This window comes from Blattabacterium sp. (Cryptocercus kyebangensis), from assembly GCF_003226855.1.
GTDB lineage: Bacteria > Bacteroidota > Bacteroidia > Flavobacteriales > Blattabacteriaceae > Blattabacterium.
In genome coordinates this window covers 493,053-508,630 of sequence record NZ_CP029820.1, presented here as the reverse complement: position 1 = coordinate 508,630, position 15,578 = coordinate 493,053, and the positions used below count along the sequence as shown (strand labels likewise).

General features: G+C 26.9%; 12 protein-coding genes and 1 pseudogene. 10 read left to right on the top strand and 3 right to left on the bottom strand.

All coding sequences use genetic code 11. The annotated features are described in order from the left end of the window. Positions 1 to 270: 270 nt before the first annotated feature. The 3 genes and pseudogenes from thrA (at position 271) to DM815_RS03210 (ending at position 3,925) form a co-directional block, all read left to right on the top strand. Positions 271 to 2,724: a bifunctional aspartate kinase/homoserine dehydrogenase I gene (gene thrA / locus DM815_RS02490; protein WP_110509132.1), complete on the top strand. Its 2,454-nt coding sequence runs from the start codon at positions 271 to 273 to the stop codon at positions 2,722 to 2,724. Further along, positions 2,702 to 3,687 (top strand): annotated as a pseudogene (locus tag DM815_RS03265) (homoserine kinase). Before thrA ends, DM815_RS03265 begins: the two are co-directional and overlap by 23 nt. A 19-nt stretch (positions 3,688 to 3,706) precedes the next feature. Next, on the top strand, positions 3,707 to 3,925 hold the full coding sequence (locus DM815_RS03210) for a hypothetical protein (protein WP_235609999.1): 219 nt from the start codon (positions 3,707 to 3,709) through the stop codon (positions 3,923 to 3,925). A 168-nt stretch (positions 3,926 to 4,093) separates the two neighbouring features. Here the strand turns inward: DM815_RS03210 and DM815_RS02475 are convergent, their stop codons facing one another. Further along, complete coding sequence (locus DM815_RS02475) at positions 4,094 to 4,888, bottom strand: thymidylate synthase (RefSeq protein WP_110509130.1); 795 nt, start codon at positions 4,886 to 4,888, stop codon at positions 4,094 to 4,096. A 35-nt stretch (positions 4,889 to 4,923) separates the two neighbouring features. Here DM815_RS02475 and DM815_RS02470 point away from each other — a divergent pair, with 35 nt between their 5' ends. The 3 genes from DM815_RS02470 to DM815_RS02460 are packed head-to-tail and all read left to right on the top strand — an operon-like array spanning position 4,924 to position 6,994. After that, a complete protein-coding gene (locus tag DM815_RS02470) occupies positions 4,924 to 5,859 on the top strand; it encodes a ribose-phosphate pyrophosphokinase (RefSeq protein ID WP_110509128.1) in 936 nt (311 codons plus the stop codon). 12 nt (positions 5,860 to 5,871) lie between these two features. Beyond that, complete coding sequence (locus DM815_RS02465; protein WP_110509126.1) at positions 5,872 to 6,531, top strand: 50S ribosomal protein L25; 660 nt, start codon at positions 5,872 to 5,874, stop codon at positions 6,529 to 6,531. Between the two features lie 13 nt (positions 6,532 to 6,544). Further along, entirely contained in the window at positions 6,545 to 6,994 is a 450-nt protein-coding gene (locus tag DM815_RS02460) for a nucleoside deaminase (protein WP_410491979.1), read from the top strand. 3 nt (positions 6,995 to 6,997) lie between these two features. On the opposite strand, the gene DM815_RS02455 is transcribed toward DM815_RS02460, so the two are convergent. Beyond that, the gene (locus DM815_RS02455; RefSeq protein WP_110509124.1) at positions 6,998 to 7,651 is read right to left on the bottom strand and encodes a DedA family protein; all 654 of its coding nucleotides are present in this window, start codon (positions 7,649 to 7,651) and stop codon (positions 6,998 to 7,000) included. Positions 7,652 to 7,978: 327 nt separating this feature from the next. Here DM815_RS02455 and aroB point away from each other — a divergent pair, with 327 nt between their 5' ends. Then, positions 7,979 to 9,043: a 3-dehydroquinate synthase gene (gene aroB, locus DM815_RS02450; protein ID WP_110509122.1), complete on the top strand. Its 1,065-nt coding sequence runs from the start codon at positions 7,979 to 7,981 to the stop codon at positions 9,041 to 9,043. Between the two features lie 100 nt (positions 9,044 to 9,143). Further along, positions 9,144 to 11,585, top strand: a complete 2,442-nt coding sequence (gene gyrA, locus DM815_RS02445) for a DNA gyrase subunit A (RefSeq protein WP_110509120.1) — start codon at positions 9,144 to 9,146, stop codon at positions 11,583 to 11,585. Positions 11,586 to 11,612: 27 nt separating this feature from the next. On the opposite strand, the gene DM815_RS02440 is transcribed toward gyrA, so the two are convergent. Then, positions 11,613 to 13,703, bottom strand: coding sequence for a carboxy terminal-processing peptidase (locus tag DM815_RS02440; RefSeq protein ID WP_110509118.1), 2,091 nt, complete (start codon positions 13,701 to 13,703; stop codon positions 11,613 to 11,615). 56 nt (positions 13,704 to 13,759) lie between these two features. Between DM815_RS02440 and surE the strand changes: the two genes are divergently transcribed. Beyond that, positions 13,760 to 14,557 carry a 5'/3'-nucleotidase SurE gene (gene surE, locus DM815_RS02435; RefSeq protein WP_110509116.1) on the top strand — a complete coding sequence of 266 codons (798 nt, stop codon included), beginning with the start codon at positions 13,760 to 13,762 and terminating at the stop codon, positions 14,555 to 14,557. Positions 14,558 to 14,575: 18 nt separating this feature from the next. After that, a complete protein-coding gene (gene ruvB / locus DM815_RS02430; protein ID WP_110509114.1) occupies positions 14,576 to 15,550 on the top strand; it encodes a Holliday junction branch migration DNA helicase RuvB in 975 nt (324 codons plus the stop codon). Positions 15,551 to 15,578: the final 28 nt, after the last annotated feature.

Sequence of the window (15,578 nt, the reverse complement as noted above, 5' to 3'; positions counted from 1 at the left end):
TTTTCATTTTGAAAAAAAGAATAGAGTAATATAAAAATTAAACGATTTTTTTTATAATATTAACAGTATAAAAAGCCTTATTCCAAAAAATGTTTATTATATATTTTTAGATATTTTAAGAATTTTATATTTCCTAATCTTATGGAATTTCTTATGGAAAAAAAAGTTGAAAAATAGGAATTTATTCTTACTACAAAAAAATACTCCTATTTATCATTATTTTTATTATCACCTTTAACAGGTGAAAATTATTAAATAATTCATTAAGAAATGCAAGTTTTAAAATTTGGTGGAAGTTCCGTCGCTCATTCTGATTCCATAAAACGTATTTGTTCTTTATTAGAAAAAAAACCAAAAGGAAGATATGCTATCGTGGTATCTGCATTAGGAAATATAACCGATCAATTAATCCAATGTGGTAAATTAGCTTCTGAAAGAAATAATGTTTATAAAGATATTATAGAAAAAATAGAAATTCGTCATTTTAATATTATCAGAGAGTTATTCCCTATCTCCTATCAAAGTAATTTAATTAGTTGGATAAAAAAAAATATCAATGATTTAGAAAGTTTATGTGACGGTATTTTTCAAGTAGAAGAACTTTCAAAACGTTCTTTAGATAAAATTATGAGTTTTGGTGAACTTTTTTCTTCCTTTCTTATTGCAGAAAAATTAAAACAATCTGGATTAGATACTATTTGCAAAGATAGCAGGGAATTAATTATGACAGACTCCAAGTTTGGATGTGCAAAAGTAGATTTTATTACAAGTAATAACCATATTATTCAATTTTTTAGTGAAAAAAAATCAGAATATGTTGTTTTACCTGGTTTCATAGGATCTAATTTAAAAAACGAAACAACTACTCTTGGAAGAGGAGGATCTGATTATACTGCAGCTATTTTAGCTTCTGCTATATCTGCTAGTTTACTTGAAATATGGACTGATGTAAGTGGAATGATGACAGCAAATCCAAAAATGGTTAATCAAGCTTTTCCTATAAAAGAAATTTCTTATGAAGAGGCAATGGAATTATCGCATTTTGGAGCAAAAGTAATTTATCCTCCAACGATACAATCAGCTATGAAAAAAAATATTCCTATACAAATTAAAAACACCTTTTATCCCAAAGATCCAGGAACTTTAATTTATATTAGTAATAAAAGAACAAATATAAGTCAACCAGTTACTGGTATTTCTGGAATTCAAAATTTAGCTTTGTTAACTCTTGAAGGAAGTGGAATGATAGGTATACCAGGTTATTCCAAACGTTTATTTGAAGCTTTATCACGTGAAAAAATAAATGTAATTTTCATTACCCAAAGTTCTTCAGAACATTCCATTACTACAGGAATTCATGAAATGGATGTCATTAAAGCAAAAACGGTAATAGATAGTGAGTTTTCTCAAGAAATATATCAAAAATATATCAATCCATTAAAAATAGAAAAAGATCTTTGTATCATTGCTGTAGTAGGAGACAATATGAAAAATCTTCATGGAACAAGTGGAAAAATGTTTTCTTCTTTAGGAAGAAATAGCATTAATGTAAGAGCTATTGCACAAGGTTCTACGGAAAAAAATATATCAGCCGTTATTCAAAAGAAAGATTTTAAAAAAGCTTTGAATACTTTGCATGAAGCCTTTTTTGAAAGGCCTCCAAAACAAATTAATTTTTTTATTTGTGGAGTTGGAAAAGTAGGAAGTAAATTACTTGAACAAATTGATCAACAGAAAAATTATTTGCTTGAAGAATTAAAACTTCAAATGAGAATAATTGGATTATCGAATAGCAAAAAAATGTATTTCGATAATAATAATGGAATAAATTTATCTCAATGGAAATCCAATCTTAATAAAAAGGGTCTTAAAATGAATATCTATTCATTTATGGAAAAAGTATGGAAATTTAATTTAAGAAATAGTTTATTTGTAGATAATACAGCTAGTGAAGAAATGGCTATGACTTACGAAAAATTTTTACAAAATGGAATTGGAGTTATTCCTTGTAATAAAATAGCTTGTTCTTCTGATTATGATCATTATAAAAGATTAAAAACTATTTCTAGACATTTTAAAGCTCCATTTTTATTCGAAACTAATGTAGGAGCTAGTCTACCAGTTATTAGTACTCTTAACGATCTTATAAACAGTGGAGATAAAATAAAAAAAATAGAAGCTGTATTATCTGGAAGTTTAAACTTTATTTTTAATCATTTTATAGGAGAAAAATCTTTTTTAGAAGTAGTGAAAGAAGCCCAATCAAAAGGATACACGGAACCAGATCCTCGTATTGATCTTAGTGGATTAGATGTAATGAGAAAAATACTCATTTTAGCAAGAGAATGTGGATCTCCATTGGAACTAAATGATATTCTAAATAACTCTTTTTTACCTAAAAGTTGTTCAACTGTTATTTCAATTGAAAATTTTTATCAAGAATTGCATAAATATAGAGACTACTTTTCTGAAAGTAGAAAAAAATCAGAAAAAAAAAAAAGACGCTTACGTTTTATTGCTCGTTATGAAAAGGGAATCGCTTCGATAGGGTTAGAATCCATTAAAAAAAGTCATCCTTTTTATCAACTAGAAGGAAAAGATAATATGGTTTTATATAATACTTATCGTTATGATGAACAACCTCTGATGATAAAGGGAGCAGGAGCTGGAGCAGAAGTTACTGCTTCTGGAGTATTCTCGGATATTATTAAAGTTACTAAATAAGGGTATTAAAATATTTTCACCAGCTACTGTGGCTAATTTATCTTGTGGTTTTGATGTTATTGGTTTAGCTTTAAATATTCCAGTAGATGAAATTTTTTTATACAAATAAAATTGTTCAGGAATACGTATTATCAATCAAATTCATCATGGAAGTCCTATTCCTTATGATCCTAAAAAAATGTAGCTTTTGTAGCTATACAAGCTTTATTAAAAAAATATAAGCAGAAATTTGAAAAAGAAAAAAATAGGATTTGAAATAGAATTAATTAAAAATATACATCCAGTAAGTGGGATAGGTGGGATAGGATCTAGTTCCGATAGTGCTTCTGAAGTAGTTTTTGGTTCTAATCTTCTACTAGGTAACCCATTTATCCTATATGCAACTTATTCGTTTTGCGATGGAAGGAGAACGTCTAGCAAGTGGATCCGGATCATGCTGATAATGTTGCTCCTGCTATTATGGGAGGTATAAGCTTGATTAGAAGTTATAATCCTTTAGATATTACCAAATTACATTATCCAAAACCAATTATGGGTAAGTATTATACATCCAAAAATTGAAATAAAAACTTTGGATGCAAGAGAAATCCTAAAAAAAAATATATTAATGACGGATGCCATACGACAGTGGGGAAATATAGAGGAGCATTAGTTGCTGGACTATATAAAGAAGATTATGAATTAATTAGTAGGTCTCTAGAAGATTTCATTGTTGAACCTATACGTTCTATTCTAATTCCAGGATTTCAAGAATTAAAAATAAGATGTAAAGAAATAGGAGCTTTAGGTGGAGGAATATCTGGATCCGGTCCTTCAGTATTTATGTTTAGCAAAGGAAATCATATTTCAAAAAGAGTTAATGAGGTGATGAATATCGTTTATTCTTCATTAAAAGTAGATTATAAAACTTATACTTCTTCTATTAATCAAAAAGGAATAAAATGGTCTGAAATTATTTTATAAACAGAATAAAATTTTTATTATGTTCTATTATAGTTTAGAAAATAAAAAAAAATTATCTTCTTATCAATTTACAGATAAAGAAACCTTATCCATTATAGAAATGGTATGGAAAAAACATAAATATATACTAGATCCACATGGATCTATTGGTTATTTAGGACTTATAAAATATTTACAAAAAGTTAAAGATCCTTCATCAAAAACAGCTGTTTTTTTTAGAAACCGCTCATCCTATTAAATTTTTAGATCATATGCCATATTCTTTACGAGAAAAAATTTCTATCCCTAAAAAATTAGAAGTTCTTTTAAATTAAGAAAAAAGAAAAACCATATCTATGTCCCATAATTACGATAATTTTAAAAATTGGTTACTAGAAAAATAATTTTCTAGTTTTTATAAAATTGATCAAATAGCTACGTCCCCTTTTATATGAGGATAAGGATTATAATTTTGTAATTCAAAGTCGTCGAAATTAAATTTAAAAATGTTCTTCACAGAAGAATTTAAAATAATTTTTGGCAATGGTTTTGGGATACGAAGTATTTGAATTTTAATTTGTTCTATGTGATTATTATATACATGGGCATCTCCTATAGTATGAATTAATTCTTTTTCTCTAAAATTTAGCGTTCTAGCTATCATAGTAAGCAATAAAGCATAAGAAGCTATATTAAAAGGTAATCCAAGAAAAATATCTGCACTTCTTTGATATAATTGCAACGATAATTTTTTTTCATAAACATAAAATTGAAAAAGTAAATGACAGGGAGGTAATGCCATATTTTGAATCATACCTACATTCCAAGAAGAAACTATTAAACGTCTTGAATTAGGATTTAATTTTATTTCTTCTATAAGATTAACTATCTGATCAATATAACGACCATCATAAGTAGGCCATTTACGCCATTGTAATCCATATATTGGACCTAGATCTCCATTTTTATCGGCCCATTCATCCCAAATAGATACTTTATTTTTTTTTAAATACTTTATATTCGTATCTCCTTTCAAAAACCATAATAACTCATAGATAATAGAACGTATATTTAATTTTTTGGTAGTTAAAAGAGGAAATCCTTTTTTCAAATCAAATTTCATTTGATATCCAAATATACTTTTCGTCCCTATACCAGTACGATCCATTTTATTTATCCCATTTTTTAATACGTTTCTTAATAGATTTAAATATTGTTTCATCTTTAAAAAGTATTTTTGCATAAAAAAATATAATTATGAATCAAAAGGTACTCTTCTTTTCTACAAGAAGTGGATTAAAACTATCAGAGAAGATAGCCTATTATTATGGTAATTTTCTTGGAAAAATTCGTTTTTTAGAATTTAGTGATAGAGAATATACACCATGTTTTGAACAATCTGTTCGTGGATCACGAGTTTTTTTGATTGGATCTACTTTTCCTCCAGTAGATAATTTAATGGAATTACTTTTAATGTGTGATGCAGCACGTAGGGCCTCTGCTCATAATATAACACTTGTTATTCCCTATTTTGGATGGGCAAGACAAGATCATAAAGATCAACCAAGAACTCCTATTGCCGCCAAGCTTGTAGCTAATTTAATGGTGGCCTCAGGAGCTACTAGGGTCATGACGATGGATCTTCATGCAGATCAAATTCAGGGATTTTTTGATATTCCTGTAGATCATTTGTATGCATCTAGAATATTTATTGATTATATTAAAAAATTAAATATGGACCAACTAACCATTGCTTCTCCAGATATGGGAGGAGCAAAAAGAGCTAGGAGTTATGCTGGTTATTTAGGAACAGATGTAGTTATATGTTATAAAGAAAGAAAAAAAGCAAATGAAATAGAATTTATGAATCTTATTGGAAATGTGAAAGAAAAAAATATCATACTCATAGATGATATGGTGGATACAGCTGGAACTTTAACAGAAGCCGCTAATCTAATCAAAAAAAAAGGAGCTAAAAGTGTACGTGCTATAGCTACTCATCCAGTTTTATCAGGATATTCATATGAAAAAATAAGGAAATCATATCTTGAAGAATTGGTAATAACAGATTCTATTCCTTTAAAAATAAATAAAGTATCTAAAATAAAGATATTATCCTGTGCTCCACTTTTTGCAGAAGTAATGAAATCTGTACATAATGACGAATCTATAAGTAAAAAATTTATAATTTAAATTTAATTTGATATGCAATATATAAATATATACGGAAAAAAAAGAAATATAGGAAAAAAATCGATTGAATCAATTCGATCTTCCGGAGAAGTTCCTTGTATTTTATATGGAAAAAATATCAACATTCCATTTTCTACTTCATTAGAAAGTTTCAAAAATTTAGTATATACATCAAAAATACATTGGGTTAACATTCAAATAGAAGGAGAAAATATAAAGGCCGTTCAAAAAGAAATTCAATTCGATCCTATTAGTGAAAAAATATTGCATGCTGATTTTTGTAAAATTGAGGAAAAAAAATCTATTATATTAGAAATTCCTGTAAAAACCTTTGGAAGACCTATTGGTGTTTCTAAAGGAGGAGAATATTATTCTCCGATTAGAAAATTAAAAGTAAAAGCTATTCCTTCTTTTTTTCCAGAATATATAAAATTGGATATTAGTAATTTAGATATAGGAGGAAAAATTACAGTGAAAGATATATATCCAAAAGGATATACTATTTTACATCCTATAAATACTCTTATAGCGAGAGTTAAACACTCTCGTATAACTACTGAAACTGAAGAAAAAACAACGGATCCTAGCAGTAAAGAATCTCAAGAATCTCAAGAATCTCAAGAATCTCAAGAATCTCAAAAAGACAACAAAAAAAAGAAGATAAAAAAATAAAGTTTTGATTCTAATGATAATAAAGGATCTTTATTTTATGAAAATTGCTCTTGAAGAGGCTTTGATCGCTTTTCATGAAAATGAAGTTCCTATAGGAGCTGCAATTACATATGAAAATGTGGTCATAGCTAGAGCTCATAATTTAACCGAAACTTTAGGTGATATAACCGCACATGCAGAAATGTTAGGAATTCACTTAGCTTCTAATTTTTTAGGAAAAAAATATATACGAGAATGCACATTATATGTAACTATCGAACCCTGTATTATGTGTGCAGGTGCCTTATTTTTATCTCAAATTGGGAGAGTTGTATGTGGAGCAAAAAATTCTAAAATGGGATTTTTATATACAGGTATAAAATTGCATCCAAGAACGAAATTTTTATCTGGAATTATGAAAAATCAATGTAGTAGTCTTCTAAAAAAATTTTTTTTCTTTAAAAGAATTCATAAATATTCATAAATATTAGATAAGGATTTTTTTCTTTTTGTTTATTTTTAATTTAAGTAATATTGGTAATGTAGTCATCAGAACAATCAACAAAATAATCCATTCTAGATGATTTTTTAATTCTGGAAAATTTTTGTCTAGGTAATGTCCAGCTAACATAATCGAAAAAGTCCAAGAAAGAGCTCCAATAATATTATAGATCATAAATTTTTTAAAGTCAATACGTATTGCACCTGCTACAATGGGAGCAAAAGTACGAAGAATTGGAAGAAAACGACTCATGATCAGCGCTGTTGTTTTATATTTATTATAAAATAATTTTGCTATGATAAGATGTTTTTTCTTAAAAAGAAAGGTATCTTTCTTTTTATACAATAAATTTCCAGATTTATATCCAAGCCAGTATCCTTGCATATTTCCAAGAACAGCTACTCCTGCAACAATTAAAATAATTACAAAAAATGGAACATTATAAAAATTTTTGCATAAATCTTCTCCGAAAATTCCAGCAGTGAATAACAAGGAATCACCTGGTAAGAAAAACCCAATAAAAAATCCTGTTTCTGCAAAAACAATGGCTAAAAGAATAAATAAAGCTGTATTTCCAAAATATAAAAAAATCCATCTAGGATTGAATAAGTGCTGAAAGAAATCCCAAATATCTGACATTTTATTATGTTGAATATGATATTCTTATAAACTTAAAAGAAAAATTAAATATTTTCATTTCTTTCAATAGAAGTTAAAAAATATTTATTTTTAATTAAAAACATTATATTTTTTTTATGGAATTTTTATTCAAATTTATTAATATTTTAGGATGGGGTCCAAATATATTTTTTATAATCGTTTTTTTTATCTTTATGATTTTTTGGTTATACCAAATATTTCACTTTATTGATTAATCTTGATTATAATCATCTTTATTTCTATTATCTATTATAATAAATTGGTTAATTTTGTTGGTATTAAGTATAAAAAAACGACTTTATTTTTATGTTTTGTGATAATACAAAAATTCTATTCTTTAATGAAAAAGCTTATCAAAAATTGGAAAATTATCTACTTAATCATATAGATTCCATAAAAAATACATTTATTCTAGTAGATCATTGTACCTATATTCATTGTCTTCCAATTCTTTTCCATCATATAAATTTTTTAGAAAAATCTAACATTATTCAAATTAAACCAGGAGAAAAAGAAAAAAACATTTATACATGTATTCGAATATGGAAATATATGGAAAATTTTAAGGCAAATAGAAGTAGTTTAATTATTAATTTAGGAGGTGGGGTGATTACAGATATTGGTGGATTTGTGGCTTCTGTGTTTAAAAGAGGAGTTCGTTTTATTAATATTCCTACAACGTTATTAGGGATGGTAGATGCCTCTATAGGATCTAAAACTGGAATTAATTTAGAATCTATTAAAAATGAAATAGGGACTTTCTATTGTCCAGAATTTTTAATGATTGATCCTTTTTTTTTAAAAACTCTTCCTGAAAAAGAATTTATTTCAGGAATGGCAGAGATGTTTAAACATGGATTAATAGCAGATGAAAATTTTTGGATTGATATGAAAAAATATCAAATGAATAAGGATCAAAATAAATGGAAAGATTTAATCTATCAATCTATATTGATAAAAAATAAAATTGTAGAAAAAGATCCTAAAGAAAAAGGATTAAGGAAAATTCTTAATTTTGGGCATACTATAGGTCATGCTTTAGAAAGTTATTTTCTAGATTCTAAAAAAGAAAAACTTTTACATGGTATCGCAATCGCTATGGGAATGATATATGAATCTTGGCTATCTTACAAAATCAATGGATTGTCTATAAATGATTATCAAGAAATAAAATCGATTCTTTCTAGATTTTATCCAATTGAAAAAATATATAATTTAGAAATTGATAAACTTTTTTTTATCATGGAACATGATAAAAAAAATGAGAAAAATAAAATTCAATTTTCTTTATTAAAAAAAATAGGAATTTGCTCTTACAACTGTCAAGTCCCTTATTCCTTAATCAAGGAAAGTTTTTTCCAAAAAAAATAAAGATTTATTTTTTTTTCTTAATTGATTAATATTTTTTATATTAATGATCTATTTTTCTTTACTTTACTTATACTTATGCTAAATAATACAACTATATAAAATGGGAGAAAAATTAATTCCTATTAATATTGAAGAAGAAATGAAATCCTCTTACATAGACTATTCTATGTCAGTGATTGTATCCAGAGCTCTTCCTGATGCAAGAGATGGATTAAAACCTGTACACAGGAGAGTTCTATATGGAATGTTCCAATTAGGAATTTTTTCTAAAAATTCTTATAAAAAATCGGCTCGTATTGTTGGAGAAGTACTAGGGAAATACCATCCACATGGAGATATTTCTGTTTATGATACTATGGTTCGTATGGCGCAAAAATGGATTCTTCGTTATCCATTAATAGATGGACAAGGAAATTTTGGTTCATTAGATGCGGATCCACCTGCAGCAATGCGTTATACGGAAGTTAGAATGAAAAAAATATCTGAAGAAATGTTATCGGATATAAAAAAAGATACGGTGGATATGAAACTTAATTTTGATGATTCTTTAGAAGAACCTACGGTATTACCTACACGTATTCCAAATCTTTTAATTAATGGTTCTTCGGGAATAGCCGTAGGAATGGCTACCAATATTCCACCTCATAATTTAAAAGAAACTATTAAAGCAATTTGCGCATATATTGATAACAATCATATATCTATAGAACAAATAATGGAATATATTAAAGCTCCAGATTTTCCTACAGGAGGAATTATTTATGGATATGATGGAGTAAAAAAAGCCTTTCATACTGGAAAAGGTCGTATTGTATTACGCGCAAAAGTTCATTTTGAAGAAATTCAGGGTAGACAATGCATCATTGTAGATGAAATTCCTTATCAAGTCAATAAATCAGAAATGATTAATAGAACTGTAGAGTTAATGAAAGAGGGAAAAATGGATGGAATCTATCAAATTCGTGATGAATCTGATAGAAATGGATTACGAATAGTATATATGCTTAAACAAAATACAAATTCTAATGTATTATTGAATAATTTATTCAAATATACTTCTTTACAAACTTACTTTAATGTTAATAATATTGCATTAGTTAATGGGAAGCCCGTTCAACTAAATATTAAAGATCTCATACAACATTTTGTCGCTCATCGTCATGATGTTATTATTCGTCGTACTCAATACGAATTGAAAAAATATAAAGATAGAGTTCACACTTTGATAGGTTTTTTAAAAATATTAGATCATTTAGATAAAATGATTGAATTAATTAAAGAATCTAAAGATCATAATGAAGCTTGTGATAGACTTATTCAAAAATTTAAATTATCTAAAAATCAATCTAAATCTATTTTAGATCTTCGCTTACAAAGTCTTACTTCTTTAGAAATTAATAAAATTAAAAAAGAATATGAAGAATTAGTCCAAAATATAGAATTTTTGGAAAATGTTTTATTAAAACATTCTATAAGAATGCAAATTATTAAAAAAGAACTTTTAGATATCAAAGAAAAATATCAAGATGGGCGTCGTACAAAAATAGATTACTTAGGAAATGAAGTCCACATAGAAGATCTTATTGATGACGAACAGGTCGTCCTTACTATTTCTCATGCTGGATATATAAAAAGGACTTCTTTATCGGAATACAAATGTCAAGGAAGAGGAGGCGTAGGAAATAGAGGAGCTACTGCTAGAGAATCGGATTTTTTAAATCATCTTCTCATAGCTACTAATCATCAATATCTACTTTTTTTTACAGAAAAAGGGAAATGTTTTTGGTTAAGAGTCTATGAAATACCAGAAGGATCTAAAATTTCTAAAGGAAGAGCTATACAAAATATGATTCATATACAAAAAGATGATAAAGTAAATGCATACATATTAACTGGAAATCTTACAGATAAAAAATATGTTCAGAATCATTCTGTTATTATGGTTACTCAAAAAGGAATTATTAAAAAAACATCTTTAGAAAACTATTCACGTCCTAGAAAAGATGGAATAAAGGCTATTATAATTCGAGAAGGAGATTCCTTATTAGAAGCAATTTTAACTAAGGGGAAAAGTCATGTTTTTATTGCTGTAAAAAGTGGAAGGATCATTCGTTTTTCAGAGAATAATGTTCGTACAACTGGAAGAACTTCTTCTGGAGTAATAGGGATTAATCTAAAAATAGATGATATTGTAATTGGAATGATATGCGTAAAAGAAGAGGAAAAAGGAAATGTTTTGGTTGTTTCGGATAAAGGGTATGGAAAAAGATCAAATCTAAAAGATTATCGAATTACTAATCGTGGAGGAAAAGGGATAAAAACTATAAATATTACTAAAAAAACAGGTAGTTTAATTTCTATAAAACATGTAAAGGATCCAGATGATTTAATGATTATTAAAAAATCGGGAATAATCATCCGTATTCCAGTATCGGATATACGAGTTATGGGTAGATCCACACAAGGGGTAAGATTAGTAAATATAAAAGAAAATGATGCAATTGCTGATGTAGAAAAAATTTATAAAAAACAGGTAATTTAAAAAATAGAAAAAATTAAGATGACTTTTTTATTCATTAAAATCCCGTAAAATATTCACACATTCTGCTATATGAAAGTCTTTCAATAAATTATTTTCCCACTCTTTTTTTTCCAATTTATATTTTGAAATAATTTTATAAGATGGAGGATAAGCTCGCAATCCATATATATTTAAGTAATTTTTTAACTTTTGAAAGTTTTCATTCCTTTTTTTTATTTTTAAATTATCATAATAGAAATCTTTCCAATTTAGAGGAAAGTTTCTTTTCTTTAGAAATTTTTTTTCTAATAATTGTATAGTTTTATATATAGTATTTATTTCCTGATGTTTTTTCAAACGATTTAGACTTTTTAACTTTATTTTTTCCAAATCTATTTTTCCTTTCCAAGGTTGATAAGGAATAGAATCAATACGATCCCATATCATGGAATTTGGTTTATCTTTTTCCATAAAAATGATGGAAAAAGGAATATTATCTGGGATAACTATATCTGAATTTACGCCTTTTAATTGAGTAGAACTTCCATTTACGCGATAAAATTTATTCATGGTAAATTTTAAATAACCCAATTCTTTCTTAGAAAATAAAAATCTGTTTAATGGATAAAATGTTTGAACAGTCCCTTTTCCATATGTTTGATCGCTTCCAACAATGATTCCTCTTTTATAATCTGCTATAGAAGCAGCGAGTATCTCTGATGCAGAAGCAGATAATTTGTTTACAAGAATAACGAGTGGTCCTTTCCAAAGGACATGATCCTCTTTGTTTTTGATGATCTTCTTCTTTCCATAAGATAGCCTTACTTGTACTATAGGGACTTTCCCTAAGAATAAACCTGAAATTTTAACAACAGTATCTAAAGAGCCTCCTCCATTGTTTCTTATATCAAGAATAAGACCTTTAATTTTTTCTTTTTTTAATTCTTGAATGATGTTTTTCATATCTTTAGCTGCATTTCTTCCATTTTTATTTTCAGGATTAAAATAAAATTCTGGCAAATGAATTAAACCATATTTATTTTTATTATTATCCAATAATATGACACTTTTTGCGAAAGTTTCTTCTTTTTCAATAATATCCCTAATAATTATAACTTCTTCTATAGAACCATTTTTTTTTTGAATTGTTAATTTTACTTTACTTCCTTTTTTTCCTCTTATAAGACGAACGGAATTTTCTAATAACATTCCTATAATATTTTTAGATTCTGAATTTGGATTTTTTGCTACTCGAATAATTTTATCTCCTATATCTATTCTTTTACTTTTCCATGCAGGTCCACCAACAATGAGTTTTACAACAGTGGCATAACCTTTATAATCTTGTAATTCAGCACCAATTCCTTCTGTTTTACCAGATATATTCAGATCAAAATTTTCCTTTTCTTTAGTAGAAAAATAAATAGTATGAGGATCATACTGGGATATAATAGTATTTACGTACATAGGAAACCAGTCTATTTTTTTTTTCATTTTTAATTTTCTGAAATATTCCCGGATATCCTCTTCCACTTTTTTTCTTGATTTCTTTTCTTTATTAAGAAAAAGATTCTTCCAAATATTCTTTTTGGAATTTTGAAAAATCTTTTTCTTTGTATTTATTGAAGTGGCTATTTCCATAAGAGTTAAATATTTTAAATATTTTCTCCATTCTTCTATCCATTCTTTTTTATTTTTAGGATAAAAATATTTATATTCTCCAGGGACAAACATTTCTTTTTTATTGAAATCAAAAGGTTTTTTTAAAATTTCAAAACAAAAATTTTCCACTTCTTTTATTCTTTGATAAAAACGATTTATCGTAATATTAAAAAATATTGGGTCTCCATTTATCCAATAATCATCTATTTTTTCTCTATAGTAAGAGATATATTCTAGATCTTTCTTAAGAAAAAAACGTTTTTGAAAATCTAAATTTTCAAAATATTTTTGATATACTTTTTTGGAAAAATCATTATTAATCTTAATAGGACTAGGGTGTAAAAAATAAAGTATTTTGTATATTTTTTTTAGTATAATACTATTATTTTCTTCTTCTCCTTTGGGAGAACAAAAACTTAATAAAAAAGTAGAAATAAAACCAATTATTATATTTTTAAATTTAAAATCTACAATCATACTGATACTGATTAATAAATAATAAAATTACAAATATTTATATCCTTTATGAAAAAATGAAAAAAAAACCAATTATTTTAGTGACAAACGATGATGGAATTATCGCTCCAGGTATTCGAGCTCTTGTTCAGGTTATGAATTCTTTAGGAGAAGTCTATGTTGTTGCTCCAAATAAACCTAAATCTGGAGTAGGACATGCCATAACTATGGATACAGTTTTATATTGTGATTCTGTACAAATAGATAATGGATGTCAAAAAGAATGGGAATGTTCAGGGACGCCTGTTGATTGTGTAAAATTAGCCATTAGTAACATACTTCCAAGAAAACCTGATATTTGTGTTTCTGGAATTAATCATGGATCGAACTCTTCCATAAATATTATGTATTCTGGAACAATTTCTGCAGTAATAGAAGCTGGAATAGAGGGTATTCCATCTGTTGGTTTCTCTCTTTTGGATTTTGATTGGAACGCAGATTTTGAACCATCCAAAAAATATGTATGTAAAATTGTAAAAACAATTCTTTATAATCCTATCTCAAAAGGGTGCATTAGTCTTAATGTAAATATTCCAAAAAAAAAAATAAAAGGAATTAAAATATGCAGGCAGGCAGAAGCGAAATGGAAAGAAAGTTTTGATAAACGTTGTAATCCAAAAGGAAGAACTTATTATTGGTTAATTGGAGATTTCATTAATTTTGATAAAAAATCAGATACGGATGAATGGGCATTAAAAAATGGATACGTTTCTATCGTTCCTATAAAATTTGATTTAACAGATTATCCAATCTTAAATATTTTGAGAGCCTGGAATTTTATATTATTATTTATTTGTTTGGATCCAATATTATGAACAAAAAATTTATATATAGTGTCAACTATTTTAGAAGTAACTTTAAATCCAAAAAAAATTCAAGAATTTGTTGGACAACGTGATATTTTAGAAAATTTAAAAATTTTTATTCAAGCCGCTAAAAAAAGAAAAGAATCCTTAGATCATATTCTATTTCATGGTCCTCCAGGATTAGGAAAAACCACTCTTTCTCATATCGTTGCTAATGAATTGGGCGTTAATATCTCTGTAACTTCAGGATCAGTTTTAGATAAACCAGGAGATTTAGCGGGTCTACTCATTCATTTAAATTTAAACGATGTTCTATTTATAGATGAGATTCATCGTCTTTCTCCTATAGTTGAAGAATATTTGTATTCTGCTATGGAAAATTATAAAATTGATATTATAATAGATTCTGGATCTAATGCACGATCAGTTCAAATTGATTTATCTCCTTTTACTTTAATAGGAGCTACAACAAGATCTGGATTATTAACAGCACCTATGCGTTCTAGATTTGGAATTAATTTCCGTTTAACTTATTATCAAAAAGAATTATTAAAAATAATTATAGAACGTAGTGCAAAAATATTAAACATTCCAATAACCGAAGAATCCTCTTATGAAATAGCAAATAGAAGTCGTGGAACTCCACGTATAGCTAACTCTTTACTTCGTAGAGTTCGTGATTTTGCTCAAATAAAAGGGAATGGAATTATAGATATTAAAATATGTGATTTGGGATTACAAGCACTTAATGTAGATAAACATGGATTAGACGAAATGGATAATAGAATTCTTACATCTATTATTGATCACTTTAAAGGAGGTCCTGTTGGAATAAATACTATAGCTACAGCTGTGAGTGAAAATTCCGATACAATAGAAGAAGTATATGAACCTTTTCTTATTCAAGAAGGATATTTAGTACGAACACCTAGAGGAAGAAAAGCAACGAGGTTAGCTTATCAACATCTTAAACGAGATATTTCCAATAATAAAAAATTTTAGAATTTTTTATTATCTATTTATAAAAAAT

What these genes read in the sequence shown, in the direction of transcription:
- gyrA (WP_110509120.1), top strand. Translation starts at nt 9,144, where the DNA reads ATGGGAGAAAAATTAATTCCTATTAATATTGAAGAAGAAATGAAATCC.
- surE (WP_110509116.1), top strand. Translation starts at nt 13,760, where the DNA reads ATGAAAAAAAAACCAATTATTTTAGTGACAAACGATGATGGAATTATC.
- DM815_RS02460 (WP_410491979.1), top strand. Translation starts at nt 6,545, where the DNA reads ATGATAATAAAGGATCTTTATTTTATGAAAATTGCTCTTGAAGAGGCT.
- DM815_RS02475 (WP_110509130.1), bottom strand. Translation starts at nt 4,888, where the DNA reads ATGAAACAATATTTAAATCTATTAAGAAACGTATTAAAAAATGGGATA.
- aroB (WP_110509122.1), top strand. Translation starts at nt 7,979, where the DNA reads ATGTTTTGTGATAATACAAAAATTCTATTCTTTAATGAAAAAGCTTAT.
- DM815_RS03210 (WP_235609999.1), top strand. Translation starts at nt 3,707, where the DNA reads ATGTTCTATTATAGTTTAGAAAATAAAAAAAAATTATCTTCTTATCAA.
- DM815_RS02455 (WP_110509124.1), bottom strand. Translation starts at nt 7,651, where the DNA reads ATGTCAGATATTTGGGATTTCTTTCAGCACTTATTCAATCCTAGATGG.
- DM815_RS02465 (WP_110509126.1), top strand. Translation starts at nt 5,872, where the DNA reads ATGCAATATATAAATATATACGGAAAAAAAAGAAATATAGGAAAAAAA.
- DM815_RS02440 (WP_110509118.1), bottom strand. Translation starts at nt 13,703, where the DNA reads ATGATTGTAGATTTTAAATTTAAAAATATAATAATTGGTTTTATTTCT.
- thrA (WP_110509132.1), top strand. Translation starts at nt 271, where the DNA reads ATGCAAGTTTTAAAATTTGGTGGAAGTTCCGTCGCTCATTCTGATTCC.
- DM815_RS02470 (WP_110509128.1), top strand. Translation starts at nt 4,924, where the DNA reads ATGAATCAAAAGGTACTCTTCTTTTCTACAAGAAGTGGATTAAAACTA.